Below are 23,208 nucleotides of genomic sequence, written 5' to 3' on the forward strand. Positions count from 1 at the left end.
AGAGGAGGCGGGGGCGGCGGCGTGGGGCCGGCAGAGGGCGGGGCCGGGTCTCGCAGGCGCCTGATGCGACCCGGTGAGGGTCGCCGTCACGCTCCAGGGGCTGCCGCGGCTACCGGCGCCGGGGCCGGCCGCCTTGCGTGACGCTCTGCGTCACGCGTCGTGGTCGGTGGTGAGGAAGGTCGCGAGCTCCTCGAGGACGGCCTGCTCGTTGTCGCCCTCGACGCTGACGGTGAGCTCGTCGCCGTGCTCGATGCCGAGCGAGATGATCCCGAGGATCGACGCGGCGTTGACCGGGGTCGCGTCGCCCTTGGCGACGAGGACCTTCTGACCCGACTTCGCCGCGGCCTGGCTGAAGAGCGAGGCGGGGCGGGCGTGGAGGCCCTTCGACGATGCAACCTGCACGGTGCGCTCGACCATGAACGTTTCTCCTTGATCCTGCAGTCGCGACTGCATCAGTGGTGCCCGGAGTCGGGCTCGCCCGGACGGACCGGGCGGGTGGAGGAGTCCCCGTCCGCGCCTGCGACGACCGCGCGAGCGGCGAAGAGGACGGGCAGGGTCTCGAGCACGGCATCGGCACCGTGCGCTCCGAAGACATCGGGCGGGAGGAGGGCGGCCGCGGCTCCCACGAGCTCCGCACGGTGGCGGAGTCCGTCGAACTGCGACTCGAGGTGCGGCCCCACGAGGAGGACGTCGGCCTCGGGGAGGGAGTGGTCGAGACCGGTGAGGGTCTCGGAGCGGAACACGGCATCCATGCCGCGCTCCTTCGCGCCCGCTCGCAGCCGGTGGGCCAGGAACGTGCTCGACGCGCCTGCACCGCAGACGATCAGGATCTTCCGCACCTCGTTCGCCTCCTCGCGTCCGGGTCGTGATTCATCCAAGCATCCCCTCGGAGGGGCGGCACCCTCCAGCAGACAATCTTCCGCGGGGGCGGAAGACGGCCCCTTCCACCCGCGGCGCGGGGGCTCCCGGGCGCGTCGCCGGGGTGATTGACTGACGGGACGTACGACTCGCCGCCCGCGTCCTGCGGGCCCGCGGCAGGGTCGTGGCGCTCCCGGCGCCCGCCCCGACCGCACGCCTGGAGCCTGATGCCTGACAACCGCGAACGACTGCTGGAGTACCTCTCCCGCGCCGACGGCTGGGTGACGGCGCACGAGCTCGCCGACAGGCTCGGAGTCACCACCCGCAGCGTCCGGAGCTACGTCACCGCGGTGAAGGCGCAGGCCGCCCCCCTGGAGCCGGTCGAGTCCTCCGCGAACGGCTACCGGCTCGCGCGCGAGGCGTACGCGGCCTACCTGGAGGCGCAGCGCAGCCGCGACGTCGAGCCCGACACACCGCGTGACCGGCTGTACAGCATCGTCCGCCGCCTGGTCGACTCCGACGAGGGCCTGGACGTCTTCGCCCTCGCCGACGCGCTGTCGGTGAGCGAGTCGACCGTCGACGCCGATCTGCGCCGGGTGAAGGCCCTCGCCGACGAGGCCGGCCTCGGGCTGGTCCGGCGCGGCCCGTCGGTGCGCCTCGAGGGCAGCGAGGAGGCCCGCCGCCGCCTGATCTCGCGGATGTTCCGCGACGAGAGCGCGCAGGGCGTCTTCACGCTCGACGACGTCCAGCGCGAGTTCGCCTCCCCCGGCCTCGGCGCCTTCAAGACCGAGCTGCTGGCCGAGCTCGAGACCCGCGGCTACTACATCAACGACTACGGCGTGAACAGCGTCCTCCTCCACATCGCGATCGCCGTCGACCGCGTCGCCCGGGGCATCGGGGACCCCTCAGGCTCCCGCCCCTCCCCCGCAATCCACGGCGAGCTCGCGGCCCTGCTGGCGGAGCTGGTGGAGCGGCACTTCGCGACGCGCCTGACCGACGCCGAGCTCGCCCAGCTCGCGATCCTGATGACGACGCGGGTGGCGACGCCCGGGCAGAACGAGCCGGTCGCCGCCGTGGTCGAGAACTACCTCGACCCGGAGGACCTCGCCGTCGTCCGCGAGCTCGTCGCCGACGTCAACCGCGAGTACCTGGTCGACCTCGACGACGAGGGCTTCATCGTCCGCCTCGCCCTGCACGTGCGGAACCTGATCGCCCGGGCCGCCGAGGGCGGTTACTCGCGCAACCCGCTCACCCGCTCGATCAAGACCAGCTACCCGATGACCTACGAGATCGCGGTGTTCCTGGCGAGCGGGCTGCAGCGCCGGCGGGGCATCGTGGTCAACGAGGACGAGATCGCCTACATCGCCCTCCACGTCGGCTCGTTCCTCGAGCGGGTGTCCCGGCGGGAGGAGCGTCTGTCCTGCGTGATCGTCTGCCCCAACTACTACGACCTCGCTCACATGCTGCGCCTGCGCGTCGAGCGCTCGCTCGGCACCGAGGTGGAGGTGCGCTCGCTGATCACGCGGAGCGACGTCGACTGGGACCGGCTCACCGCCGACCTCGTGATCACCACGATCGACGAGCGCCCCGCGTCCGATGACGTCGTGGTCGTGCAGCCGTTCCTCACCGACCACGACGTCGAGACGGTACGCCGGGCCATCGCCCGCGTCCGCCGGCACCGCCGCCGCGCGCAGATCAAGGACGAGCTGCTGCAGTTCTTCGACGAGGAGCTGTTCTTCCGCAACGTGCACGCGCGCGACGAGGCGGCGATGATCCGGATGCTGGGCGAGCGGATGATCGCCGGCGGCATCATCGACGAGGACTACGTCGACGGCGCCATCGAGCGCGAGCGGATGAGCTCCACGGCGTTCACCGACAACCTCGCGGTCCCGCACGCGATGGCGATGAGCGCCCGCCGCACCTCGATCGCGATCGTCGTGAACGACACGGCGATGGAGTGGGGCGAGCAGCGGGTGAACGTGATCGCGATGATCGCGTTCGCCTCGGCCGGCCGCAGCACCTTCCAGTCGGTGTTCGACCAGTTCGTCGAGGTGTTCGCCGACCGGGCGGAGGTGCAGCGCCTCATCCGGCGCTCCACGGACTTCGGCGGCTTCATCGAGGAGCTGGTGCGGGTGATCGACAGCTAGCCGACACCCGCACTCCGGGTGGAGCCGGAGGGCGCTGTCGTCCTCCCGCTCCCGCGCTTCGTGGGCGCCCGACGGACCCCCGCCGGGCGCGAGAGGCCACGAGGAGCCTCCTCCGCATCGGATCTGAGGAGCTCCGCGTTGGGGCCTCTAGGCGAAGGGCGTCGGCACGATCCCGTAGGGGGCGAGGCCGGCCGCGCCGCCGTCGGCGAGCGTGGTGACCCAGATGCCGTCGTGGTGCACGGCGACGGAGTGCTCCCAGTGGGCGGCCATGCTGCTGTCCTCGGTCGCGACCGTCCACTCGTCCTCGCGGACGAAGGTCTCGGCGCTGCCCGCGGTGACCATCGGCTCGATCGCGACGACGAGTCCCGGCTTCACCTCGGGGCCGCGCTGGCGCACCCGGTAGTTGAAGACCGGCGGAGCCTCGTGCATGGTGCGCCCGATGCCGTGGCCGATGTAGTCGGTGAGGATGCCGTAGACGCGGCCCGAGCGCTCGGCCTCGTCCTCGATGTACTCCTCGATCGCCGCGCCGACCTCGTTGAGATGGCGGGCGGAGGCGAGGGCGGCGATCCCCCGCCACAGGGATCCCTCGGTCACCCGCGAGAGCTCGGCGCGTACCGCGACCTCCTCCGGGCGGGAGGGATCGGGCAGGACCACCGTCAACGCGGAGTCGCCGTTCCAGCCGTCGATCTCGGCGCCGCTGTCGATGGAGACCAGGTCGCCCGGCTCGAGCACGCGCCCGCCGGGGATGCCGTGGACCACCTCGTCGTTGACCGAGGCGCAGATCGTGTGCCGGTAGCCCGGGACGAGCTGGAAGTTCGAGTGGCCGCCGAGTGCGACGATCGCCGACTCGGCGATCGCGTCGAGCTCGAGCGTGGTGACGCCCGGGCGGATCGCCGCGCGGACCGCATCGAGCGAGGCGGCCGTGGCGAGGCCCGGAGCGAGCATCGACCGCAGCTGCGCGGGCGTCTTGTAGAGCGAGGAGCGGAACGCCACGGCTCAGGCGGCCGGGGTGTCGAGGCGGCCCACGCGGTGGCCCTCGAGGGCGACGACGATCCGCTCGGTCACCTCGTCGACCGGCCCGAGGCCGTCGACCACGACCACGAGCCCGCGGGCCGCGTAGACGTCGATGAGCGGAGCGGTCTGCTCCTCGTAGAGCGCGAGTCGGCGCCGGATGACGTCCTCGGTGTCGTCGCTGCGCCCCTGCTCGAGCGAGCGCTTGAGAAGGCGGCCGACGACCTCGTCGGGATCGGCCGTCAGCTGGACGACCGCGTCGAGCCGGTTGTCGTCCGCGGCGAGGATGCGGTCGAGCTCGTCGACCTGCTCCGTGGTGCGCGGGTAGCCGTCGAGCAGGAATCCGGTCGACGCGTCCGCCTCCTGGAGGCGGTCGTGCACGATCGCGTTGGTCAGCTCGTCCGGCACGTAGCGCCCGTTGTCGAGGTAGGCCTTCGCCTGGAGACCGAGCTCGGTCTCGTTGGCGACGTTCGCGCGGAAGATGTCCCCGGTCGAGATGGCGGGCACCCGGAGGATGTCGCTCAGCCGAGCGGCCTGGGTCCCCTTGCCTGCGCCGGGAGGGCCGATCAGCAGGAGACGGAAGCCGATCGGGTGCGACGTCATCGGAGGAGTCCTTCGTAGTGGCGCTGCTGCAGCTGGGAGTCGATCTGCTTCACCGTCTCCAGGCCGACTCCGACGATGATCAGGATGGACGTGCCGCCGAAGGGGAAGTTCTGGTTCGCACCGACCAGCGCGAGGGCCACGAGGGGCACGAGCGCGATGAGGCCGAGGTAGACCGATCCGGGCAGCGTCACCCGGGTGAGCACGTAGTTGAGGTACTCGGCGGTCGGGCGGCCGGCGCGGATGCCGGGGATGAAGCCGCCGTAGCGCTTCATGTTGTCGGCGACCTCGTCCGGGTTGAAGGTGATCGCGACGTAGAAGTAGGTGAAGCCCACGATCAGGAGGAAGTACAGCGCCATGTAGAGCGGGTGATCGCCCTTGGTGAGGTAGTTCGTGATCCAGGTGACCCAGACCGGGGCCTCCTGGCCAGCGGCGGGCTGGTTGAACTGCGCGATGAGCGCGGGCAGGTACAGCAGCGACGAGGCGAAGATGACGGGCACGACGCCGGCCATGTTGACCTTGATCGGGATGTAGGTGTTGTTGCCGCCGTAGGTGCGGCGGCCGACCATCCGCTTGGCGTACTGCACGGGGATCCGCCGCTGAGACTGCTCAACGAAGACCACGGCGACCACGAGCACGAGGCCCACGCCGAGGACGAGGAGGAAGGTCTCGAAGCCGCGCGACTGCGCGATCGACCACAGGGAGGTGGGGAACTGGGCGGCGATCGAGGTGAAGATCAGCAGCGACATGCCGTTGCCGATGCCGCGCTCGGTGATGAGCTCGCCCATCCACATGATGATCCCGGTGCCCGCGGTCATGGTGATGACCATGAGGAGGATGGAGTACCACTCGTCGGTGATGATGAGCGCCGAGCACTCCGGGACACCGGAATTGCCGAAGAGGGCGCCCGAGCGGGCGACGGTGATCAGCGTCGTCGACTGGAGGACGCCGAGCGCGATGGTGAGGTACCGCGTGTACTGGGTGAGCTTGCCCTGACCGGACTGCCCCTCCTTGTACAGCGTCTCGAAGTGAGGGATGACCACGCGCAGCAGCTGCACGATGATCGACGCCGTGATGTACGGCATGATCCCGAGCGCGAAGATCGACAGCTGGAGCAGTGCTCCACCACTGAAGAGGTTCACGAGCTCGTAGAGACCCGAGGTGCCCTGGTTGCCGGCGAGACAGGCCTGCACGGCGCTGAAGTCGACGAACGGAGCAGGGATGAAGGATCCCAGCCGGAAGATCGCCACGATCGCGAGGGTGAAGCCGATCTTGCGGCGGAGGTCGGGGGTGCGGAAGATCCGCGCAATGGCGCCAAACACTACCTAAGGTCTCCTGCTCAATTCTGTGGTGCGGGATACAGGTCGAGCTTGCCACGCGCTCCCGGAGGGAGTCGGCGTGACAAGCTCGACCGACAAGCTGCTGGTGCTACTTGATGGATCCGCCCGCAGCGACGATCTTCTGCTCGGCAGAGCTGGAGACCTTGTCGACCGCGACGTTCAGCTTAACCGCAATGTCGCCGTCCCCGAGGACTTTGACCTTCTCGTTCTTGCGGACAGCACCCTTGGCGACCAGGTCGCCGATGGTGACGTCGCCGCCCTGGGGGTAGAGCTCCGCGAGAGCGGACAGGTTCACGACCTGGTACTCGACCCGGAACGGGTTCTTGAAGCCGCGCAGCTTCGGGGTGCGCATGTGCAGCGGCATCTGCCCACCCTCGAAGCCGACGCGCACCTGGTAGCGGGCCTTGGTGCCCTTGGTGCCGCGACCGGCGGTCTTTCCCTTGGAGCCCTCACCGCGACCCACGCGGGTCTTGGCCTTCTTGGCTCCGGCAGCGGGGCGGAGGTGGTGGACCTTGAGCACGTGCTCCTTGGTCGCCGGCGCCGCCGCGCCCTTCGTGGTGGTCGCCTGCGCGGGAGTCGTGGACTCCGCGGCGGCGGCCTTCTTCGTCTCAGCCATTAGTCAATCTCCTCGACCTTCACCAGGTGGGCGACGGTCTTCACGTATCCGCGGTTCTGGGCGTTGTCCTCGCGGACGACGCTCTGACCGATCTTCCTGAGGCCGAGCGAGCGCAGCGTGTCGCGCTGGTACTGCTTCTCGCTGACCTTCGACTTGATCTGGGTCACCTTGAGCTGGGCCATCAGGCACCTGCCTTCGCGTTGGACGCGGCGGCGAGGGCGTCGGCCTCGGCACGGACGAGACGTGCCGGCGCGACCTGGTCGAAGTCGAGACCACGACGAGCGGCGACGGCGCGCGGCTCCTCGAGCTGCTTCAGAGCCTCGACGGTCGCGTGGACGATGTTGATGGTGTTCGACGAGCCGAGCGACTTGCTCAGGACGTCGTGGATGCCGGCGCACTCGAGGACGGCGCGGACGGGACCGCCGGCGATGACACCGGTACCCGCGGCGGCGGGGCGCAGGAGCACCACACCGGCGGCGGCCTCACCCTGGACGGGGTGCGGGATGGTCGAGGCGACGCGGGGGACGCGGAAGAAGTTCTTCTTCGCCTCCTCGACGCCCTTGGAGATGGCGGTCGGGACCTCGCGGGCCTTGCCGTAGCCGACGCCCACCAGTCCGTTGCCGTCTCCGACGACCACGAGCGCGGTGAAGCTGAAGCGACGGCCGCCCTTGACGACCTTCGACACGCGGTTGATGGTCACGACGCGCTCGAGGAACTGGCTCTTCTCGGCGTCACGGCCACCGCGGTCGCGGCCACCCTGGTTGCGGTCGCGGCCGCCGCGGCGGGGCTCACGAGCCTCCTGCTGCGGCTGCGTGGACGCAGCGGTCTCGACGGGGGCCTCCGACACAGCGGCGACCTCGGGTTCCTTGTTCTCTGCGGCGCTCACAGGTTGAGCCCTGCCTCTCGTGCTCCATCGGCGATCGCGGCGACGCGACCGGCGTACTTGTTGCCTCCGCGGTCGAAGACGACCGCCTCGACACCGGCGTTCTTGGCGCGCTCGGCGACGAGCTCGCCGACCTTGCGGGCCTTGGCGGTCTTGTCGCCGTCGAACACGCGCAGGTCGGCCTCGAGGGTCGACGCCGACGCGAGGGTGCGGCCCTGAGCGTCGTCGACGACCTGCACGAAGACGTGGCGGGCCGAGCGGTTGACGACGAGGCGGGGGCGCTCGGCGGATCCGACGACCTTCTTGCGCAGACGGTCGTGACGACGACCGCGCGCAGCGGACTTGCTCTTTCCTCTGGTTCCGAGTCCCATGATCACTTACCGCTCTTTCCGGCCTTGCGGCGAACGACCTCGCCGGCGTAGCGCACGCCCTTGCCCTTGTAGGGCTCGGGCTTGCGGATCTTACGAATGTTGGCGGCCACCTCACCGACGGCCTGCTTCGAGATGCCGTGCACGGTGAGCTTGTTGTTGCCCTCGACCGTGAACGAGATGCCCGCGGGCGGGGTGACGACGACCGGGTGCGAGAAGCCGAGCGCGAACTCGATGTCCGAGCCCTTCGCCAGCACGCGGTAACCGGTTCCGACGACCTCGAGGCCCTTGGAGTAGCCCTGCGTGACACCGATGATGTCGTTCGCGATGAGCGTGCGGGTGAGGCCGTGGAGCGAGCGCGACTCGCGCTCGTCATCGGGACGCGAGACCAGCACCTGGCCGTTCTCGACGGACACCTGGATGGGGCTGGCGACCGAGACGGTCAGCTCGCCCTTGGGGCCCTTGACGGTCACAGCGGATCCGGCGACGGAGACGTCGACGCCCGCCGGGATCTCGATGGGGAGTCTTCCAATACGCGACATGAGGGGTTACCACACGTAGGCGAGGACTTCCCCACCCACGCCCTTCTTCTCGGCCTGGCGGTCGGTCAGGAGACCGCTCGAGGTGGACAGGATGGCGACGCCGAGGCCGCCGAGCACGGTGGGGATCTCGGCCGACTTCGCGTACACGCGGAGTCCGGGCTTCGAGACCCGCTTGATGCCGGCGATCGAGCGCTCGCGGTTCGGGCCGTACTTGAGGGAGATGGAGAGCGTCGTGCCGACGCGCGCCTCCTCGACCTTCCAGTCGGCGATGTAGCCCTCGGTCTTGAGGATCTCGGCGATGTTCGCCTTGAGCTTCGAGCCCGGGAGGGTGATGGAGTCGTGGTGCGCGGAGTTCGCGTTACGGATTCTGGTCAGCAGATCTGCGACCGGATCAGTCATGGTCATGGCTGATGGTGCCTTTCTCGCCTGGTTTCGGCACCCTTTACAAGAGTGACGACCTGTGGTGTGGGACGGCGCCGACGACGTCGACGCCCATGCGGCCGCGCTAACGCAGGCCAACGAGCCATGCTACATGGCCGAGGTCCTGCGGTCGAGGGCCGATCGTGCACGGGATCCGGGGATACCGCGTGGCGCCCGCCGCCGGCTCCGGACGGACCGGTCCGGCGGCGGACGCACGACGAGGCCGGAGGGCGGTTCTCACCGTCCCCCGGCCTCGAGGCTTACTGCTTACGCGTTGTCCGACGACTTGAACGGGAAGCCGAGCTGCTTGAGCAGCGCGCGACCCTCGTCGTCGGTCTTGGCGGTGGTCACGACGGTCACGTCGAAGCCGCGGACGCGGTCGATGCGGTCCTGGTCGATCTCGTGGAAGATCGACTGCTCCGTGATGCCGAAGGTGTAGTTGCCGTTGCCGTCGAACTGGCGGTCCGACAGCCCGCGGAAGTCGCGGATGCGGGGCAGCGCCACCGAGAGCAGGCGGTCCAGGAACTCCCAGGCGCGGTCGCCCCGGAGGGTGACGTGAGCGCCGATGGCCTGACCCTCGCGCAGCTTGAACTGCGCGATGGACTTGCGGGCCTTGGTGACCTGCGGCTTCTGACCGGTGATGGCGGTGAGGTCCTTGACCGCGCCGTCGATGATCTTGCCGTCGCGGGCGGCCTCACCGACACCGGTGTTGACGACGACCTTGACCAGGCCGGGGACCTGGTGGACGTTGCCGAAGCCGAACTGCTCCTTGAGAGCGGGGATGATGTCGGCCTGGTACTTGGCCTTGAGCCGCGGCTGAACCTTCGCAGCCACTGCGGTGGTGTCAGTCATTACAGTTCCTCACCCGACGCCTTCGCGTAGCGCACGCGAACGGTCTTGGTCACGCCGTCCTTGGTGACGGCCACGTTGCGGTGGCCGACCCGGGTCGGCTTCTTGGTCTTCGGGTCGACGAGCGCGACGTTGGAGATGTGGATCGAGGCCTCGACGGTCTCGATGCCGCCCTCCTTCGAGCCGCGCTGCGTCTGGCCGACGCGGACGTGCTTCTTGACGAAGTTCACGCCCTCGACGACGACGCGGTTGCGCTCGACCAGCACCTCGAGGACCTTGCCCTGCTTGCCGCGGTCTCCACCGCGGGCCTGGGTAGCGCCCGAGATGACCTGGACGAGGTCACCCTTCTTGATCTTGGCCATGACTAGATAACCTCCGGTGCCAGCGAGACGATCTTCATGAACTTCTTGTCGCGGAGCTCGCGACCGACCGGTCCGAAGATGCGGGTGCCACGGGGGTCCCCGTCGTTCTTGAGGATGACGGCGGCGTTCTCGTCGAACTTGATGTACGAGCCGTCGGCGCGACGGGTCTGCTTGATGGTGCGGACGATGACGGCCTTGACCACGTCGCCCTTCTTCACGTTGCCACCGGGGATCGCGTCCTTGACGGTGGCGACGATGATGTCACCGAGGCCCGCGTAGCGGCGGCCGGAGCCTCCGAGGACGCGGATGGTGAGGAGCATCTTGGCGCCGGTGTTGTCGGCGACCTTGACTCGGGATTCTTGCTGAAGCATGTGTCTCTCCTGCTAACTCAAGTAGGCCGCGGCCTACTTGGCCTTCTCGAGGATCTCGACCAGGCGCCAGCGCTTGGTGGCGCTGAGGGGACGGGTCTCGCTGATGACGACGGAGTCGCCGATGCCGGCGGAGTTCAGCTCGTCGTGGACCTTGACCTTGGACGTACGGCGGATGACCTTGCCGTACAGCGGGTGCTTCACCCGGTCCTCGACCTCGACGACGATGGTCTTGTCCATCTTGTCGCTGGTGACGTAGCCGCGACGGGTCTTGCGGTATCCGCGAGCGCCCGCCTCCTTCACGTCGTGGGCGGCCGACTCGTGGCCGGCGCTGTCATTGACGGTTGCCATTACTTGGCCTCCTCGTTCGACTCGGTCGCCTCGACCTCGGCCTTGGCGGCCTTCTTGGTCTTCGGCTTCTTCTCCGCCTGGGCCGGGGCCTCGACGGGTGCGGGGGTGGCGCGGATGCCCAGCTCGCGCTCACGGATGACCGTGTAGATGCGGGCGATGTCGCGCTTGACGGCACGCAGGCGGCCGTTGGTGTCCAGCTGACCGGTGGCCGACTGGAAGCGGAGGTTGAACAGCTCCTCCTTGGCCTTCTTCAGCTCGGTGACGAGACGCTCGTCCTCGTAGGTGTCGAGCTCGGCGGGGGCGAGCTCCTTGGATCCGATCGCCATTACGCGTCTCCCTCCTCGCGCTTGATGATGCGTGCCTTGAGGGGCAGCTTGTGGATGGCACGGGTCATGGCCTCACGAGCGAGCTGCTCGTCGACGCCGGCGACCTCGAAGAGGACGCGACCCGGCTTGACGTTCGCGACCCACCACTCCGGCGAGCCCTTACCGGAACCCATGCGGGTCTCGGCGGGCTTCTTGGTGAGCGGACGGTCGGGGTAGATGTTGATCCACACCTTTCCGCCACGCTTGATGTGACGCGTCATCGCGATACGAGCGGACTCGATCTGACGGTTGGTCACGTAGGCGGGGGTGAGGGCCTGGATGCCGAACTCACCGAACGACACCTTGGTGCCACCGGTGGCCTGGCCGGACCGGCCCGGGTGGTGCTGCTTGCGGTGCTTGACTCGACGCGGAATCAACATGGTTATGCCTCAACTCCTGCTGCGACGGGCGCCTCGCTCTGCTGGCGGGGTGCACGGCGCGGACGGTCGCTGCGCTCGGGGCGCGACGACTTGCTGTTCGCCTGCTCGCGGGCGAGCTCCTTGTTGGTGATGTCGCCCTTGTAGATCCAGACCTTCACGCCGATGCGGCCGAAGGTGGTCTTCGCCTCGTAGAAGCCGTAGTCGATGTTCGCGCGGAGGGTGTGCAGCGGCACGCGCCCCTCGCGGTAGAACTCCGAGCGGCTCATCTCGGCGCCGCCGAGGCGGCCGGAGACCTGGATGCGGACGCCCTTGGCGCCGGCGCGCTGAGCACCCTGCAGGCCCTTGCGCATCGCGCGGCGGAAGGCCACGCGGGCGGAGAGCTGCTCGGCGATGCCCTGGGCGACCAGCTGAGCCTCGGCCTCGGGGTTCTTGACCTCGAGGATGTTGAGCTGGATCTGCTTGCCCGTGAGCTTCTCGAGGTCGGCGCGGATGCGCTCGGCCTCGGCGCCGCGGCGGCCGATCACGATGCCCGGGCGGGCGGTGTGGATGTCGACGCGGACGCGGTCACGGGTGCGCTCGATCTCGATGCGGGCGACGCCCGCACGGTCGAGCTGCGTGGCGAGGAGTCGGCGGATCTTGACGTCCTCGGCGAGGTAGTCGCTGTACCGCTGGCCCTTCTTGGTGCTGTCGGAGAACCAGCGCGACACGTGGTCGGTGGTGATTCCCAGACGGAAACCGTAGGGGTTTACTTTCTGACCCATTACTTGGTCCCCTCCTCAGGAGTGGCCAGCACGACGGTGATGTGGCTGGTGCGCTTGTTGATGCGGAAGGCACGACCCTGAGCACGGGGCTGGAATCGCTTGAGGGTGGTTCCCTCATCGACGAAGGCGCGGGACACGATCAGGTCCTGGTCGTCGAGGTACTCGTTCGAGGCATCGGCCTTGACGCGAGCGTTGGCCATCGCCGAGGCGACGAGCTTGTAGACGGGCTCGGACGCACCCTGCGGCGCGAACTTCAGGATGGCCAGTGCCTCCTGAGCCTGCTTCCCGCGGATCAGGTTCACGACACGGCGAGCCTTCTGGGGGGTGACGCGGATGTGTCGCACGCGTGCGATCGACTCCACCATTTCTCTCCTCCTTCTCGTCGCCGCGTCAGCGGCGACGGCCCTTCTTGTCGTCCTTCTCGTGACCGCGGAAGGTCCGAGTGGGGGCGAACTCGCCGAGCTTGTGGCCGACCATGGTCTCGGTCACGAACACGGGGATGTGCTTGCGACCGTCGTGGACCGCGATGGTGTGACCCAGCATCGCCGGGATGATCATCGAACGGCGCGACCAGGTCTTGATGACGTTCTTGTTGCCGGCTTCGTTGGCCGTGAACACCTTGCGGAGCAGGTGGTCGTCAACGAAGGGGCCCTTCTTGAGACTGCGAGGCATCTTCTACAACTCCTACTTGCGCTTCTTACCGGCGGTGCGGCGGCGAACGATGAGCTTGTCGCTCTCCTTGTTGGGGCGACGGGTGCGTCCCTCGGACTGACCCCACGGGCTGACCGGGTGGCGTCCACCGGAGGTCTTGCCCTCTCCACCACCGTGCGGGTGGTCGACCGGGTTCATCGCGACACCGCGGACGGTCGGGCGGACGCCCTTCCAGCGCATGCGGCCGGCCTTGCCCCAGTTGATGTTCGACTGCTCGGCGTTGCCGACCTCGCCGATCGTGGCGCGGCAGCGCGCGTCGACGTTGCGGATCTCGCCCGACGGCAGGCGGAGCTGCGCGTAGGGGCCGTCCTTGGCGACGAGGCGGACCGAGGTGCCGGCCGAGCGGGCGAGCTTGGCGCCGCCTCCCGGCTTGATCTCGATGGCGTGGATGACCGTACCGGTCGGGATGTTGCGCAGCGGCAGGTTGTTGCCGGGCTTGATGTCGGCGCCGGCGCCCGACTCCACGACGTCGCCCTGCGAGAGCTTGTTCGGGGCCAGGATGTAGCGCTTGGTGCCGTCCACGAAGTGGAGCAGCGCGATGCGCGCCGTGCGGTTGGGGTCGTACTCGATGTGAGCGACCTTGGCGTTGACGCCGTCCTTGTCGTTGCGACGGAAGTCGATCAGACGGTACTGGCGCTTGTGGCCACCACCGATGTGACGCGTCGTGATGCGGCCGGAGTTGTTGCGGCCACCGGTCTTGGACAGCGGGCGCAGGAGCGACTTCTCGGGCGTCGAGCGGGTGATCTCGGCGAAGTCGGCAACGCTGGAGCCGCGGCGACCGGGGGTCGTGGGCTTGTACTTACGAATAGCCATTGTCTGTTTCCTCTACGCTTCTTCGGCTCAGCCGACGCTCGTGAAGATGTCGATGGAGCCGGACTTCAGCGTGACGATCGCGCGCTTGGTGTCCTTGCGCTTGCCGGTGCCGAACTTCGTGCGGCGGGTCTTGCCCTGGCGGTTCAGCGTGTTGATCGACGCGACCTCGACGCCGAAGATCTTCTCGATGGCGAGCTTGATCTCGGTCTTGTTCGAACGCGGGTCGACCACGAAGGTGTACTTGCCCTCGTCGATCAGGCCGTAGGACTTCTCCGAGACCACCGGGGAGATGATGACGTCGCGGGGGTCCTTGTTGAACGCGGCGGACTGGCTCATGCGTTCACCTCTTCCTTGTTGGACTCGACGCCCGACTTGGCCGCGATGAACGCGTCGAGCGCGCCCTTCGAGAACACGATGTCGTCGGAGACGAGCACGTCGTACGCGTTGAGCTGGTCGGCCGGCAGGATGTGCACGAACGGCACGTTGCGGAGCGAGAGCTCGGCGATGTAGTCGTCGCGCTCGAGCACCACGAGGACGTTGCGCGACACCGAGAGGGCGTCGAGCAGGACGAGGACGTCCTTGGTCCGGGGGGTGTCGCCGAGGGCGAGGGACTCGACCACGTGGATGCGGGCACCGCGGGCGCGGTCCGAGAGAGCGCCGAGCAGAGCCGCGGCGATCATCTTCTTGGGGGTGCGCTGCGCGTAGCTGCGGGGGGTCGGTCCGTGGACCACGCCACCACCGGTCATGTGCGGGGCGCGGATCGAGCCCTGACGAGCGCGACCGGTTCCCTTCTGCTTGAACGGCTTGCGACCGGCTCCGGAGACCTCACCGCGGTTCTTCGTCTTGTGGGTTCCCTGGCGCGCCGCGGCGAGCTGGGCCACGACGACCTGGTGGATGAGGGGGATGTTGGTCTGGACGTCGAAGAGCGCGGCGGGAAGCTCGACGGAGCCCGCCTTCTGGCCCTTGACGTCGATGATGTCGACAGAGGTAGCCATGGAACTACGCTCCCTTCACGGCGTTGCGAACGAACACGAGGCGACCGCGGGCACCGGGGACGGCGCCCTTGACGAGCAGCAGGCCCTTCTCGGCGTCGACGGAGTGCACCTTGAGGTTGAGCACGGTGACGCGCTCGCCACCCATGCGACCGGCCATGCGCATGCCCTTGAAGACACGGCTGGGGGTCGAGGAGGCGCCGATGGAGCCGGGCTTGCGGTGGTTGCGGTGCGAACCGTGCGAAGCCGAGACGCCCTTGAAGTTGTGGCGCTTCATGACACCGGCGAAGCCCTTGCCCTTGCTGGTGCCGACGACGTCGACCTTGGTGCCGGCCTCGAAGACGGCGTCCACGGTCAGCTCCTGGCCTGCCGAGTAGTCGGCGGCGTCGGAGGTGCGGACCTCGGTGAGGTGGCGGCGGGGGGTGACGCCCGCGGCGTCGAAGTGACCGGCGGCGGGCTTGTTCACCTTGCGCGGGTCGATGGCACCGGCGGCGAGCTGGACGGCGGTGTAGCCGTCCTTCTCCTCCGTGCGGACCTGGGTCACGACGTTGGGGCTGATCTCGATGACGGTGACCGGCACGAGCTTGTTGTTCTCGTCCCAGACCTGGGTCATTCCGAGCTTGGTGCCGAGGAGGCCCTTGCTGGTCTTCAGCGTGGGGGAAACAGTGACAGACATGGTGGCACTCCTCCTTAGAGCTTGATCTCGATGTTGACGTCGGCCGGCAGGTCGAGGCGCATGAGCGAGTCGACGGCCTTGGGCGTCGGGTCGATGATGTCGATGAGGCGCTTGTGGGTGCGCATCTCGAAGTGCTCGCGGCTGTCCTTGTACTTGTGGGGAGAACGGATCACGCAGACCACGTTCTTCTCGGTCGGCAGCGGCACGGGGCCGACCACCGTTGCACCGGCACGGGTGACCGTGTCGACGATCTTGCGCGCCGACGTGTCGATGACCTCGTGGTCGTACGACTTCAGTCGGATGCGGATCTTCTGTCCCGCCATGTGTGATCTCTCACTCTCTTGTTATTGCGTCGTACGCGACTCCCCCGGCCGGAGCCGGACTCGTCTCGCATTGGACGCGCTCGCGAAGGAACTCCGGTGACCCGGAAAAGTGCAACCAGTGTTCTTCTGTCAAAAGCACCGCACCTCTGGGGCGCTCCGATCGGCGTGCAGAACGCACGACGCACGGAGAGACCGTTGAGATGTCGGTTGTTGTCGTTCTGCTACCCGCCGCCTCGACGTCGCATCCGCGTGGCCGCCCTCTCGGGTCGAGCCTCCGCGATGCCGTCTCGGCACTGCCTGGCAGTGTCCCCCTCCGAGCAGCACGCCGCCCGAGAGGAAATTTTGAACTAGAAGAGTCTCCCACAGATGCCCCACCCCTGCAACCCGGGCGTGTCGCGCCGGACGGCTCCTCCGCGAGCACGTCGTGACGGCCCTGGGGAGCCGGTCGTTCCGAGCAGCAGCGCGGGTCGGAGCGCCTCCCCCGCTACTCGAAGAGCAGCGCCCGGACGGCGGTCTCGGCCGACGCGGGGCGCGACGCGTCGATGGTCTCGCCGGCGCGGAAGTGGTCCAGCAGCCGCGGGTCGACGTAGCTGGCGCGGGCGACCGTCGGCGTGTTCCCGAGCACGTCCGAGGCGTCGCGCATCGCCTGGGCGATCGCGGAGTTCCGAGCGCGCTGCGTGGCCTGCGGGCCCGACTTCGCCAGGCTCAGCGCGGCCGCGACCGTGCCGTGCAGAGTGCGGAAGTCCTTCGCCGTGAAGTCGTCGCCGGCGCGCTCGCGCACGTAGTCGTTGATCTCGGGCGCCGAGATCGGCCGCCACTCCCGCCCGTCCTTCCAGGCGAGCAGGCGGGCGTTCGGCCCACGACGCTTGAGAGCACGGACGACGCGCGAGAGGTCGTGGTCGAGGATCTCGCTCGTCCACGCCTGATGGCTCTTCCCGGGGAAGGCGAGGGCGACCCGGTCCCCGTGGGTCGTGGCGTGCGCGCACAGGAGCGTCGAGAGGCCGATGCTGCCGTGCTCCTTCGCGTACCTCTCGCTGCCGACGCGGAGCGATCCGGTGTCGAGCATCCGGAAGGCGGTGGCCAGCGCGCGCTCGCGGCTGGGTCCGTCCGAGCGGAGGGCGATGGTCACGGCCCGGCGCGCCCCCGGCAGGGCCTCCGCGAGCCGCAGCGCCCGGTCGAACTTGATCCGGTCCTTCTGCTCGCGCCAGGTCGGATGGTAGATGTACTGGCGGCGGCCGGCGGAGTCGACGCCGGTGGCCTGGATATGCCCGTTGGGGTTCGGGGCGATCCAGACGTCCGTCCAGGCCGGCGGGATGCCGAGATGGTCGAAGCGCGCGCGCAGCTCCTTGTCGGCGACGGTCGCGCCCTTCGGGTCGCGGTAGCTGAAGCCAGAGCCCGCGCGCACCCGGGTGTAGCCGCGCCCGCTCGAATCGGTCCTGCGGAGTCGTTGCGCGCGAGTGTCAGCCATCGATCCGACGATAGGACGGCGGATCCGAGGCCCGCACCCGCTTGACCGCGGGGACGAGCAGTCGGTCGGCAGCCGCTACTCGTTGCCGATCCGCTTGTCGGCCTGGCGCTTCAGGTCCTCGATGCGGTCGTCGTACTTGCCGTTGGTGAGGCGGCTGGCGATCTCGCCCGCCTTCTCGAGGGTCTGGTCGGAGACCTGCTCGGCCTTCTCGCTCCGCAGCGCGTCCTGGGCCTTCCGGCTGTTGAGCAGTTCGCCGGCCTGGCGTCCGAGCTTCCCGAGATCCACGATGATGCCTCCTTGTAAACGCGCACAGGGCGGCGCGTGCCTCAGTGTGGCGCTCCCGGCTGGGGGAACGGTGCGGGCGCGCCGGTCAGCCGGCCAGTGCGATCACCTGCTCCGCTGCGTCTGCCAGGGCGCGGCCGTAGGCGGGACCGTGACCGGCGGCGTGGACGGCGAGCGGGTGCAGCTGGTGGAGTGGCACCCGCTCCTCGTAGCCGGCCCCCAGCGGATGCTGCTCGCGGTAGCCCTCGAGGACGGCGTCGAGGTGCGGAGCACCGAAGAGGGCCAGCATCGCCAGATCGGTCTCGCGGTGTCCCCCGTGAGCGGCGGGGTCGATCAGGACGGCGCCGTCCGCCGTCCAGAGCACGTTGCCAGTCCAGAGGTCCCCGTGGATCCGGGCGGGCCCCGCACCGTCGTCGAAGGCTCCGGCCGCCACCCGGCCCAGAGCCTGCTCGACGAGCCGCGACTCGGCTGCCGTGAGGTTGCCCGCCTCCACGGCGGGGCCGAGGAACGGCCGCACCCGCTGCTCCGCGTAGAAGCGCCCCCACGAGTCGTCCGGGCGGCACGGCATCCCGCGGCGGCCGATGTAGGCGGGGCCGGTCCATCCCGGGGGCGGCGCTCCGAACGCCGCGGCTCCGGCGTCGTGCGTCCGGGCGAGCGCGGCGCCGAGAGCCCGAGCCGACTCGGCCGAGGGACGCACGGAGCGGATCTCCTCCAGCTCGATGCGCCCGGGCGACACCCTCTCCACCCCGACACAGCGCGCACCGCCGTCCGCCTCGCGCAGCCAGTCCAGGCCGGCCGCCTCCCACTCGAAGAACTGCGGGAGGGCACGGGGGTCGCTCTTCACGAAGGGCATGCCGCCACGCTAGCCGGGCGTCCCCGGGAACGACGAGAGGGGCCGCCCGCCGAAGCGGACGACCCCTCTCGAGAGATCGGTAGGACGGACCTACTTGATGATCTTGGTGACCGTACCGGCACCCACGGTGCGTCCACCCTCACGGATGGCGAAGCCGAGGCCCTCCTCCATGGCGATCGGCTGGATCAGCGCGACCGTCATGTCGGTGGTGTCGCCGGGCATGACCATCTCGGTGCCCTCGGGCAGCGTGATGACGCCGGTGACGTCGGTGGTGCGGAAGTAGAACTGCGGACGGTAGTTCGCGTAGAACGGGTTGTGACGCCCACCCTCATCCTTGGACAGGATGTACGCGGTGCCCTCGAAGTCCGTGTGCGGCGTGACCGAACCCGGCTTGACGACGACCTGGCCGCGCTCGACGTCCTCGCGCTTGGTGCCGCGGAGGAGCAGACCGCAGTTCTCGCCGGCCCAGGCCTCGTCGAGCTGCTTGTGGAACATCTCGATTCCGGTGACCGTGGTCTTCTGCGTCGGGCGGATGCCGACGATCTCGACCTCGGAGTTCAGAGCGAGGGTTCCACGCTCCGCACGGCCGGTGACGACGGTTCCACGACCGGTGATCGTGAAGACGTCCTCGATCGGCATGAGGAACGGCTTGTCCTTATCGCGCACCGGGTCCGGGATGGACTCGTCGACCGCGTCCATCAGGTCGAGGATCGACTGGGTCCAGGTGTCGTCGCCCTCGAGGGCCTTGAGGCCGGAGACGCGCACGACGGGGGCGTCGTCGCCGGGGAAGCCCTGCGACGAGAGGAGCTCGCGGACCTCGAGCTCGACGAGCTCCAGGATCTCCTCGTCGTCCACCATGTCGGCCTTGTTCAGCGCGACGAGGAGGTAGGGGACGCCGACCTGCTTGGCGAGGAGGACGTGCTCACGGGTCTGAGCCATCGGGCCGTCGGTGGCGGCGACCACGAGGATCGCGCCGTCCATCTGGGCCGCGCCGGTGATCATGTTCTTGATGTAGTCGGCGTGACCCGGGGCGTCGACGTGCGCGTAGTGGCGCTTCGGCGTCTCGTACTCGACGTGCGAGATGTTGATCGTGATGCCGCGCTGGCGCTCCTCGGGAGCGGAGTCGATCGACGCGAAGTCACGCTGGACGTTGGTCGCGGACGGGAACTTGTCCGCCAGAACCTTCGAGATCGCCGCGGTGAGCGTGGTCTTTCCGTGGTCGACGTGACCGATGGTTCCGATGTTGACGTGCGGCTTGGTCCGCTCGAACTTGGCCTTAGCCACTGTGGGTCCTCCTCAGGACTTAGGTGCAAGCATCCGCATCCGGGCGGCCGCACGGGGCGGCACGAGGACAGGAGGACTTGCGGGGGTTTTGTGTACGTATGTTACCGGCAGTGGTCGTGCGGCCGTCCCGCTGCGACAGGGGGCGCGCTGCACTCGGCAGCAAACCCGCACGACACTACCAGGCCGCCGCCGTTCCGGGGAACGGCGACGGCCCAGGGGCGGAGCTACTCGCCCTTGTTCTTCTGGACGATCTCCTCGGCCACGGCCTTGGGGACCTCGGCGTAGGTCTCGAACGTCATCGAGTAGACGGCGCGGCCCGAGGTCTTCGAGCGCAGATCTCCGATGTAGCCGAACATCTCGGACAGCGGGACGTTGGCCCGGATGACCTTGATGCCGGTGGCGTCCTCCATCGACTGGATCATCCCGCGACGCGAGTTGATGTCGCCGATGACGTCGCCCATGTACTCCTCGGGAGTACGGACCTCGACGGCCATGAGCGGCTCGAGGAGGACCGGCTGCGCCTTGCGCGAGGCCTCCTTGAACGCGATCGAGCCGGCGATCTTGAACGCCATCTCGGAGGAGTCGACGTCGTGCGCCGCTCCGTCGACCAGGGTCGCCTTCACGCCGACCATGGGGTAGCCGGCGAGCACGCCGACCTGCATGGCGTCGCGGATGCCCGCGTCGACGGAGGGGATGTACTCGCGCGGGACGCGGCCACCGGTGACGCCGTTGACGAACTCGTAGGTCTTGTCGGCCTCGACCTCCATCGGCTCGATGGTGATCTGGACCTTCGCGAACTGGCCGGAGCCACCCGTCTGCTTCTTGTGGGTGTAGTCGTACTTCTCGACCGTGCGGCGGATCGTCTCGCGGTACGCGACCTGGGGCTTGCCCACGTTGGCCTCGACGTTGAACTCGCGCTTCATGCGGTCGACCAGGATGTCGAGGTGCAGCTCGCCCATTCCCTTGATGACCGTCTGACCGGTCTCCTGGTTCTGCTCGGTGCGGAAGGTGGGGTCCTCCTCCGCGAGCTTCTGGATCGCGGTGCCGAGCTTCTCCTGGTCCGCCTTCGTCTTGGGCTCGATGGCGACCTCGATGACGGGCTCCGGGAAGGTCATCGACTCGAGCACGACCTGCGCGGCCGGGTCGCTCAGGGTGTCACCGGTGGTGGTGTCCTTGAGGCCGATGACGGCGTAGATGTGGCCGGCGGTGACCGAGTCGACCGGATTCTCCTTGTTGGAGTGCATCTGGAAGATCTTGCCGATGCGCTCCTTCTTGCCCTTGGTCGAGTTGATGACCTGGGCGCCGGAGTCGAGCTTGCCCGAGTAGACGCGGACGTAGGTCAGGCGGCCGAAGAACGGGTGCACGGCGACCTTGAACGCGAGCGCCGAGAAGGGCTCGGTCGAGTCCGCGTGGCGCATGATGACCTTCTCCTCGTCGCGGACGTCGTGCGCCTCGATGGCGGGGACGTCGAGCGGGGAGGGGAGGTAGTCCACGACAGCGTCGAGCATCGGCTGGACGCCGCGGTTCTTGAACGCCGAGCCGCAGAGCACCGGGTAGATCTCGGAGTTGACGGTCATCTTGCGGATGGCGCCCTTGATCTCCGCGACGGTGAGCTCCTCGCCGCCGAAGTACTTCTCGAGCAGCTCGTCGGAGGTCTCCGCGACGGTCTCGAGGAGCTTCTCGCGGTACTCCGCCGCCTTGTCGGCGAGGTCGGCCGGGATCTCCTCGATCTCGTACTTCGCGCCGAGCGCGACGTCGCCCTTCGAGTCGCCGCGCCACGTGAGCGCGCGCATCTCGACCAGGTCGACGACGCCCTCGAAGGAGGACTCCGCGCCGATGGGCAGCTGGATGACCAGCGGCTTCGCGCCGAGGCGCTTGATGATCGTGTCGACCGTGTAGTAGAAGTCGGCGCCGAGCTTGTCCATCTTGTTGACGAAGCAGATGCGCGGGACGTCGTACTTGTCGGCCTGACGCCAGACGGTCTCGGACTGGGGCTCGACGCCCTCCTTGCCGTCGAAGACGGCGACGGCGCCGTCGAGGACGCGGAGCGAGCGCTCGACCTCGACCGTGAAGTCGACGTGACCGGGGGTGTCGATGATGTTGATCTGGTTCTTGTTCCAGAAGCAGGTCGTCGCGGCGGACGTGATCGTGATGCCGCGCTCCTGCTCCTGCGCCATCCAGTCCATCGTCGCGGCGCCGTCGTGGACCTCGCCGATCTTGTGCGTGATACCCGTGTAGAACAGGATGCGCTCGGTGGTGGTGGTCTTGCCGGCATCGATGTGGGCCATGATGCCGATGTTGCGGACCTTGTTCAGGTCGGTGAGCACATCTTGTGCCACGGAGTTCCTCCGATAGGTGATGGAGCCAGCGCACCGGGTTCATGGCCGAATGGCTGGGATTCTGGTGGTGGCGGTCGCCCGGTCGCGGGGATCGGGCGATCCGCCGCCGGGACCGGGCCCGCAGCGGTGACGCCGCGGGCCCGGTGGTCGCGGTCGCCCGGAGGCGGCCGCGGGGTGCGCTACCAGCGGTAGTGCGCGAAGGCCTTGTTCGACTCGGCCATCTTGTGGGTGTCCTCGCGACGCTTGACAGCGGCGCCCAGACCGTTCGACGCGTCGAGGATCTCGTTCATGAGACGCTCGGTCATCGTCTTCTCGCGACGGGCCTTCGCGTAGCTGGTGAGCCAGCGGAGCGCGAGGGTGTTGGCGCGGTGGGGCTTGACCTCGACCGGGACCTGGTAGGTCGAGCCGCCGACGCGGCGGCTGCGGACCTCGAGGGTCGGGCGGACGTTGTCGAGCGCCTTCTTGAGGGTGACGACCGCGTCCTGGCCGTTCTTGCCGGCGACGCCCTCGAGGGCACCGTAGACGATGCGCTCGGCGAGGCCCTTCTTGCCGTCCAGGAGGATCTTGTTGACGAGCTGGCTGACGATGGGGGCGCCGTAGACGGGGTCTGCGACGACGGGGCGCTTGGGAGCGGGGCCCTTACGAGGCATTACTTCTTCTCCATCTTCGCGCCGTACCGGCTGCGAGCCTGCTTGCGGTTCTTGACGGCCTGGGTGTCCAGGGCGCCGCGAACGATCTTGTAGCGGACACCGGGGAGGTCCTTGACGCGACCGCCGCGCACGAGCACCATCGAGTGCTCCTGCAGGTTGTGGCCCTCGCCGGGGATGTAGGCGGTGACCTCGGTGCCGTTGGAGAGCTTGACGCGGGCCACCTTGCGGAGGGCCGAGTTCGGCTTCTTGGGCGTGGTCGTGTAGACGCGCGTGCACACGCCGCGCTGCTGGGGGTTGGCCTTCAGGGCGGGCGCCTTGGTCTTGGTGACCTTCGGCGTGCGTCCCTTGCGGACCAACTGCTGAATCGTTGGCACTGGTTTTGCTCCTTGAATGCTGCACGGTGACAGCGGATCGATGGTCGACATTCGGCCCTCCCGTCTCCGGGAACGGCCGAGTTCATCTGGACCCGACGCACCCCGCGGCCCCGCGAGCGGGACCGGGAGGGTGAGGGGTATGCCGTGGGGGCCGCCCGATCGGACGAACCCGCGGATCCTCGCGGACCCGGTAGAGCGAAGTGCGGCGACCGCATCGACCCG

At 68.6% G+C, this 23,208-nt stretch carries 33 protein-coding genes; 1 reads left to right on the forward strand and 32 read right to left on the reverse strand.

Annotated features, from left to right (window positions below; genetic code table 11):
- Positions 1–150: 150 nt before the first annotated feature.
- Together C5C49_RS13490 and C5C49_RS13495 are read right to left on the reverse strand one after the other, a co-directional pair.
- Positions 151–417, reverse strand: a complete 267-nt coding sequence (locus tag C5C49_RS13490; RefSeq protein ID WP_104224553.1) for an HPr family phosphocarrier protein — start codon at positions 415–417, stop codon at positions 151–153.
- A gap of 35 nt (positions 418–452) precedes the next feature.
- Positions 453–878 (reverse strand): PTS sugar transporter subunit IIB, encoded by a 426-nt coding sequence (locus tag C5C49_RS13495; protein WP_181065531.1) that lies wholly within the window; start codon positions 876–878, stop codon positions 453–455.
- A gap of 207 nt (positions 879–1,085) precedes the next feature.
- Between C5C49_RS13495 and C5C49_RS13500 the strand changes: the two genes are divergently transcribed.
- Entirely contained in the window at positions 1,086–3,005 is a 1,920-nt protein-coding gene (locus C5C49_RS13500; RefSeq protein WP_104255705.1) for a BglG family transcription antiterminator, read from the forward strand.
- 147 nt (positions 3,006–3,152) lie between these two features.
- Here the strand turns inward: C5C49_RS13500 and map are convergent, their stop codons facing one another.
- The 30 genes from map to rpsL all read right to left on the reverse strand — a co-directional run bounded on the left by map (position 3,153) and on the right by rpsL (position 22,986).
- Positions 3,153–3,998 (reverse strand): type I methionyl aminopeptidase, encoded by an 846-nt coding sequence (gene map, locus C5C49_RS13505; RefSeq protein ID WP_104346344.1) that lies wholly within the window; start codon positions 3,996–3,998, stop codon positions 3,153–3,155.
- A 3-nt stretch (positions 3,999–4,001) separates the two neighbouring features.
- A complete protein-coding gene (locus tag C5C49_RS13510; protein WP_181028829.1) occupies positions 4,002–4,619 on the reverse strand; it encodes an adenylate kinase in 618 nt (205 codons plus the stop codon).
- Positions 4,616–5,938: a preprotein translocase subunit SecY gene (secY, locus tag C5C49_RS13515; RefSeq protein WP_104288470.1), complete on the reverse strand. Its 1,323-nt coding sequence runs from the start codon at positions 5,936–5,938 to the stop codon at positions 4,616–4,618. The genes C5C49_RS13510 and secY overlap by 4 nt, the downstream gene beginning before the upstream one ends.
- Before the next feature lie 106 nt (positions 5,939–6,044).
- On the reverse strand, positions 6,045–6,572 hold the full coding sequence (gene rplO / locus C5C49_RS13520; RefSeq protein ID WP_104226755.1) for a 50S ribosomal protein L15: 528 nt from the start codon (positions 6,570–6,572) through the stop codon (positions 6,045–6,047).
- A complete protein-coding gene (rpmD, locus tag C5C49_RS13525) occupies positions 6,572–6,754 on the reverse strand; it encodes a 50S ribosomal protein L30 (protein WP_181024623.1) in 183 nt (60 codons plus the stop codon). Before rpmD ends, rplO begins: the two co-directional genes overlap by 1 nt.
- Positions 6,754–7,458, reverse strand: coding sequence for a 30S ribosomal protein S5 (gene rpsE, locus C5C49_RS13530; protein ID WP_104224559.1), 705 nt, complete (start codon positions 7,456–7,458; stop codon positions 6,754–6,756). The genes rpmD and rpsE overlap by 1 nt, the downstream gene beginning before the upstream one ends.
- Positions 7,455–7,826 (reverse strand): 50S ribosomal protein L18, encoded by a 372-nt coding sequence (gene rplR / locus C5C49_RS13535; protein ID WP_056037296.1) that lies wholly within the window; start codon positions 7,824–7,826, stop codon positions 7,455–7,457. Before rplR ends, rpsE begins: the two co-directional genes overlap by 4 nt.
- A 2-nt stretch (positions 7,827–7,828) precedes the next feature.
- On the reverse strand, positions 7,829–8,365 hold the full coding sequence (gene rplF / locus C5C49_RS13540) for a 50S ribosomal protein L6 (RefSeq protein ID WP_104224560.1): 537 nt from the start codon (positions 8,363–8,365) through the stop codon (positions 7,829–7,831).
- 6 nt (positions 8,366–8,371) lie between these two features.
- Positions 8,372–8,770, reverse strand: coding sequence for a 30S ribosomal protein S8 (gene rpsH, locus C5C49_RS13545; RefSeq protein WP_068209423.1), 399 nt, complete (start codon positions 8,768–8,770; stop codon positions 8,372–8,374).
- Between the two features lie 282 nt (positions 8,771–9,052).
- Positions 9,053–9,637 carry a 50S ribosomal protein L5 gene (gene rplE, locus C5C49_RS13550; RefSeq protein ID WP_068209425.1) on the reverse strand — a complete coding sequence of 195 codons (585 nt, stop codon included), beginning with the start codon at positions 9,635–9,637 and terminating at the stop codon, positions 9,053–9,055.
- Entirely contained in the window at positions 9,637–9,996 is a 360-nt protein-coding gene (rplX, locus tag C5C49_RS13555) for a 50S ribosomal protein L24 (RefSeq protein WP_104224561.1), read from the reverse strand. The genes rplE and rplX overlap by 1 nt, the downstream gene beginning before the upstream one ends.
- Before the next feature lie 2 nt (positions 9,997–9,998).
- Positions 9,999–10,367 (reverse strand): 50S ribosomal protein L14, encoded by a 369-nt coding sequence (gene rplN / locus C5C49_RS13560; RefSeq protein ID WP_104224562.1) that lies wholly within the window; start codon positions 10,365–10,367, stop codon positions 9,999–10,001.
- Positions 10,368–10,400: 33 nt separating this feature from the next.
- The gene (rpsQ, locus tag C5C49_RS13565; protein WP_104224563.1) at positions 10,401–10,715 is read right to left on the reverse strand and encodes a 30S ribosomal protein S17; all 315 of its coding nucleotides are present in this window, start codon (positions 10,713–10,715) and stop codon (positions 10,401–10,403) included.
- On the reverse strand, positions 10,715–11,041 hold the full coding sequence (gene rpmC / locus C5C49_RS13570) for a 50S ribosomal protein L29 (protein WP_104346345.1): 327 nt from the start codon (positions 11,039–11,041) through the stop codon (positions 10,715–10,717). The genes rpsQ and rpmC overlap by 1 nt, the downstream gene beginning before the upstream one ends.
- The gene (gene rplP, locus C5C49_RS13575; protein WP_068209436.1) at positions 11,041–11,460 is read right to left on the reverse strand and encodes a 50S ribosomal protein L16; all 420 of its coding nucleotides are present in this window, start codon (positions 11,458–11,460) and stop codon (positions 11,041–11,043) included. The genes rpmC and rplP overlap by 1 nt, the downstream gene beginning before the upstream one ends.
- 2 nt (positions 11,461–11,462) lie before the next feature.
- Entirely contained in the window at positions 11,463–12,221 is a 759-nt protein-coding gene (rpsC, locus tag C5C49_RS13580; RefSeq protein WP_068209439.1) for a 30S ribosomal protein S3, read from the reverse strand.
- Positions 12,221–12,586, reverse strand: coding sequence for a 50S ribosomal protein L22 (gene rplV, locus C5C49_RS13585; protein WP_077221988.1), 366 nt, complete (start codon positions 12,584–12,586; stop codon positions 12,221–12,223). Before rplV ends, rpsC begins: the two co-directional genes overlap by 1 nt.
- 25 nt (positions 12,587–12,611) lie before the next feature.
- On the reverse strand, positions 12,612–12,893 hold the full coding sequence (gene rpsS, locus C5C49_RS13590; protein ID WP_055787078.1) for a 30S ribosomal protein S19: 282 nt from the start codon (positions 12,891–12,893) through the stop codon (positions 12,612–12,614).
- Between the two features lie 12 nt (positions 12,894–12,905).
- Positions 12,906–13,745, reverse strand: coding sequence for a 50S ribosomal protein L2 (gene rplB, locus C5C49_RS13595; protein WP_068251462.1), 840 nt, complete (start codon positions 13,743–13,745; stop codon positions 12,906–12,908).
- Between the two features lie 27 nt (positions 13,746–13,772).
- Positions 13,773–14,081: a 50S ribosomal protein L23 gene (gene rplW / locus C5C49_RS13600; protein WP_068209445.1), complete on the reverse strand. Its 309-nt coding sequence runs from the start codon at positions 14,079–14,081 to the stop codon at positions 13,773–13,775.
- Positions 14,078–14,740, reverse strand: a complete 663-nt coding sequence (gene rplD, locus C5C49_RS13605; RefSeq protein ID WP_104224565.1) for a 50S ribosomal protein L4 — start codon at positions 14,738–14,740, stop codon at positions 14,078–14,080. The genes rplW and rplD overlap by 4 nt, the downstream gene beginning before the upstream one ends.
- A gap of 4 nt (positions 14,741–14,744) precedes the next feature.
- The gene (gene rplC / locus C5C49_RS13610; protein ID WP_104224566.1) at positions 14,745–15,413 is read right to left on the reverse strand and encodes a 50S ribosomal protein L3; all 669 of its coding nucleotides are present in this window, start codon (positions 15,411–15,413) and stop codon (positions 14,745–14,747) included.
- A 14-nt stretch (positions 15,414–15,427) separates the two neighbouring features.
- The gene (gene rpsJ / locus C5C49_RS13615) at positions 15,428–15,736 is read right to left on the reverse strand and encodes a 30S ribosomal protein S10 (RefSeq protein WP_005050520.1); all 309 of its coding nucleotides are present in this window, start codon (positions 15,734–15,736) and stop codon (positions 15,428–15,430) included.
- A gap of 484 nt (positions 15,737–16,220) precedes the next feature.
- Entirely contained in the window at positions 16,221–17,204 is a 984-nt protein-coding gene (locus C5C49_RS13620; RefSeq protein WP_104346346.1) for a DNA topoisomerase IB, read from the reverse strand.
- Positions 17,205–17,279: 75 nt separating this feature from the next.
- On the reverse strand, positions 17,280–17,489 hold the full coding sequence (locus tag C5C49_RS13625) for an antitoxin (protein WP_159939075.1): 210 nt from the start codon (positions 17,487–17,489) through the stop codon (positions 17,280–17,282).
- A gap of 85 nt (positions 17,490–17,574) precedes the next feature.
- A complete protein-coding gene (locus C5C49_RS13630; RefSeq protein ID WP_104346347.1) occupies positions 17,575–18,339 on the reverse strand; it encodes a fructosamine kinase family protein in 765 nt (254 codons plus the stop codon).
- A gap of 90 nt (positions 18,340–18,429) precedes the next feature.
- Positions 18,430–19,623, reverse strand: coding sequence for an elongation factor Tu (gene tuf / locus C5C49_RS13635; protein WP_104224570.1), 1,194 nt, complete (start codon positions 19,621–19,623; stop codon positions 18,430–18,432).
- Positions 19,624–19,847: 224 nt separating this feature from the next.
- Complete coding sequence (gene fusA, locus C5C49_RS13640) at positions 19,848–21,962, reverse strand: elongation factor G (protein ID WP_104224571.1); 2,115 nt, start codon at positions 21,960–21,962, stop codon at positions 19,848–19,850.
- Between the two features lie 179 nt (positions 21,963–22,141).
- A complete protein-coding gene (rpsG, locus tag C5C49_RS13645; RefSeq protein ID WP_068251443.1) occupies positions 22,142–22,612 on the reverse strand; it encodes a 30S ribosomal protein S7 in 471 nt (156 codons plus the stop codon).
- The gene (gene rpsL, locus C5C49_RS13650) at positions 22,612–22,986 is read right to left on the reverse strand and encodes a 30S ribosomal protein S12 (protein WP_011186743.1); all 375 of its coding nucleotides are present in this window, start codon (positions 22,984–22,986) and stop codon (positions 22,612–22,614) included. Before rpsL ends, rpsG begins: the two co-directional genes overlap by 1 nt.
- Positions 22,987–23,208 lie beyond the last annotated feature (222 nt).

Origin of the sequence: Rathayibacter sp. AY1E2, assembly GCF_002932325.1 — a bacterium.
Taxonomy (GTDB): domain Bacteria; phylum Actinomycetota; class Actinomycetes; order Actinomycetales; family Microbacteriaceae; genus Rathayibacter.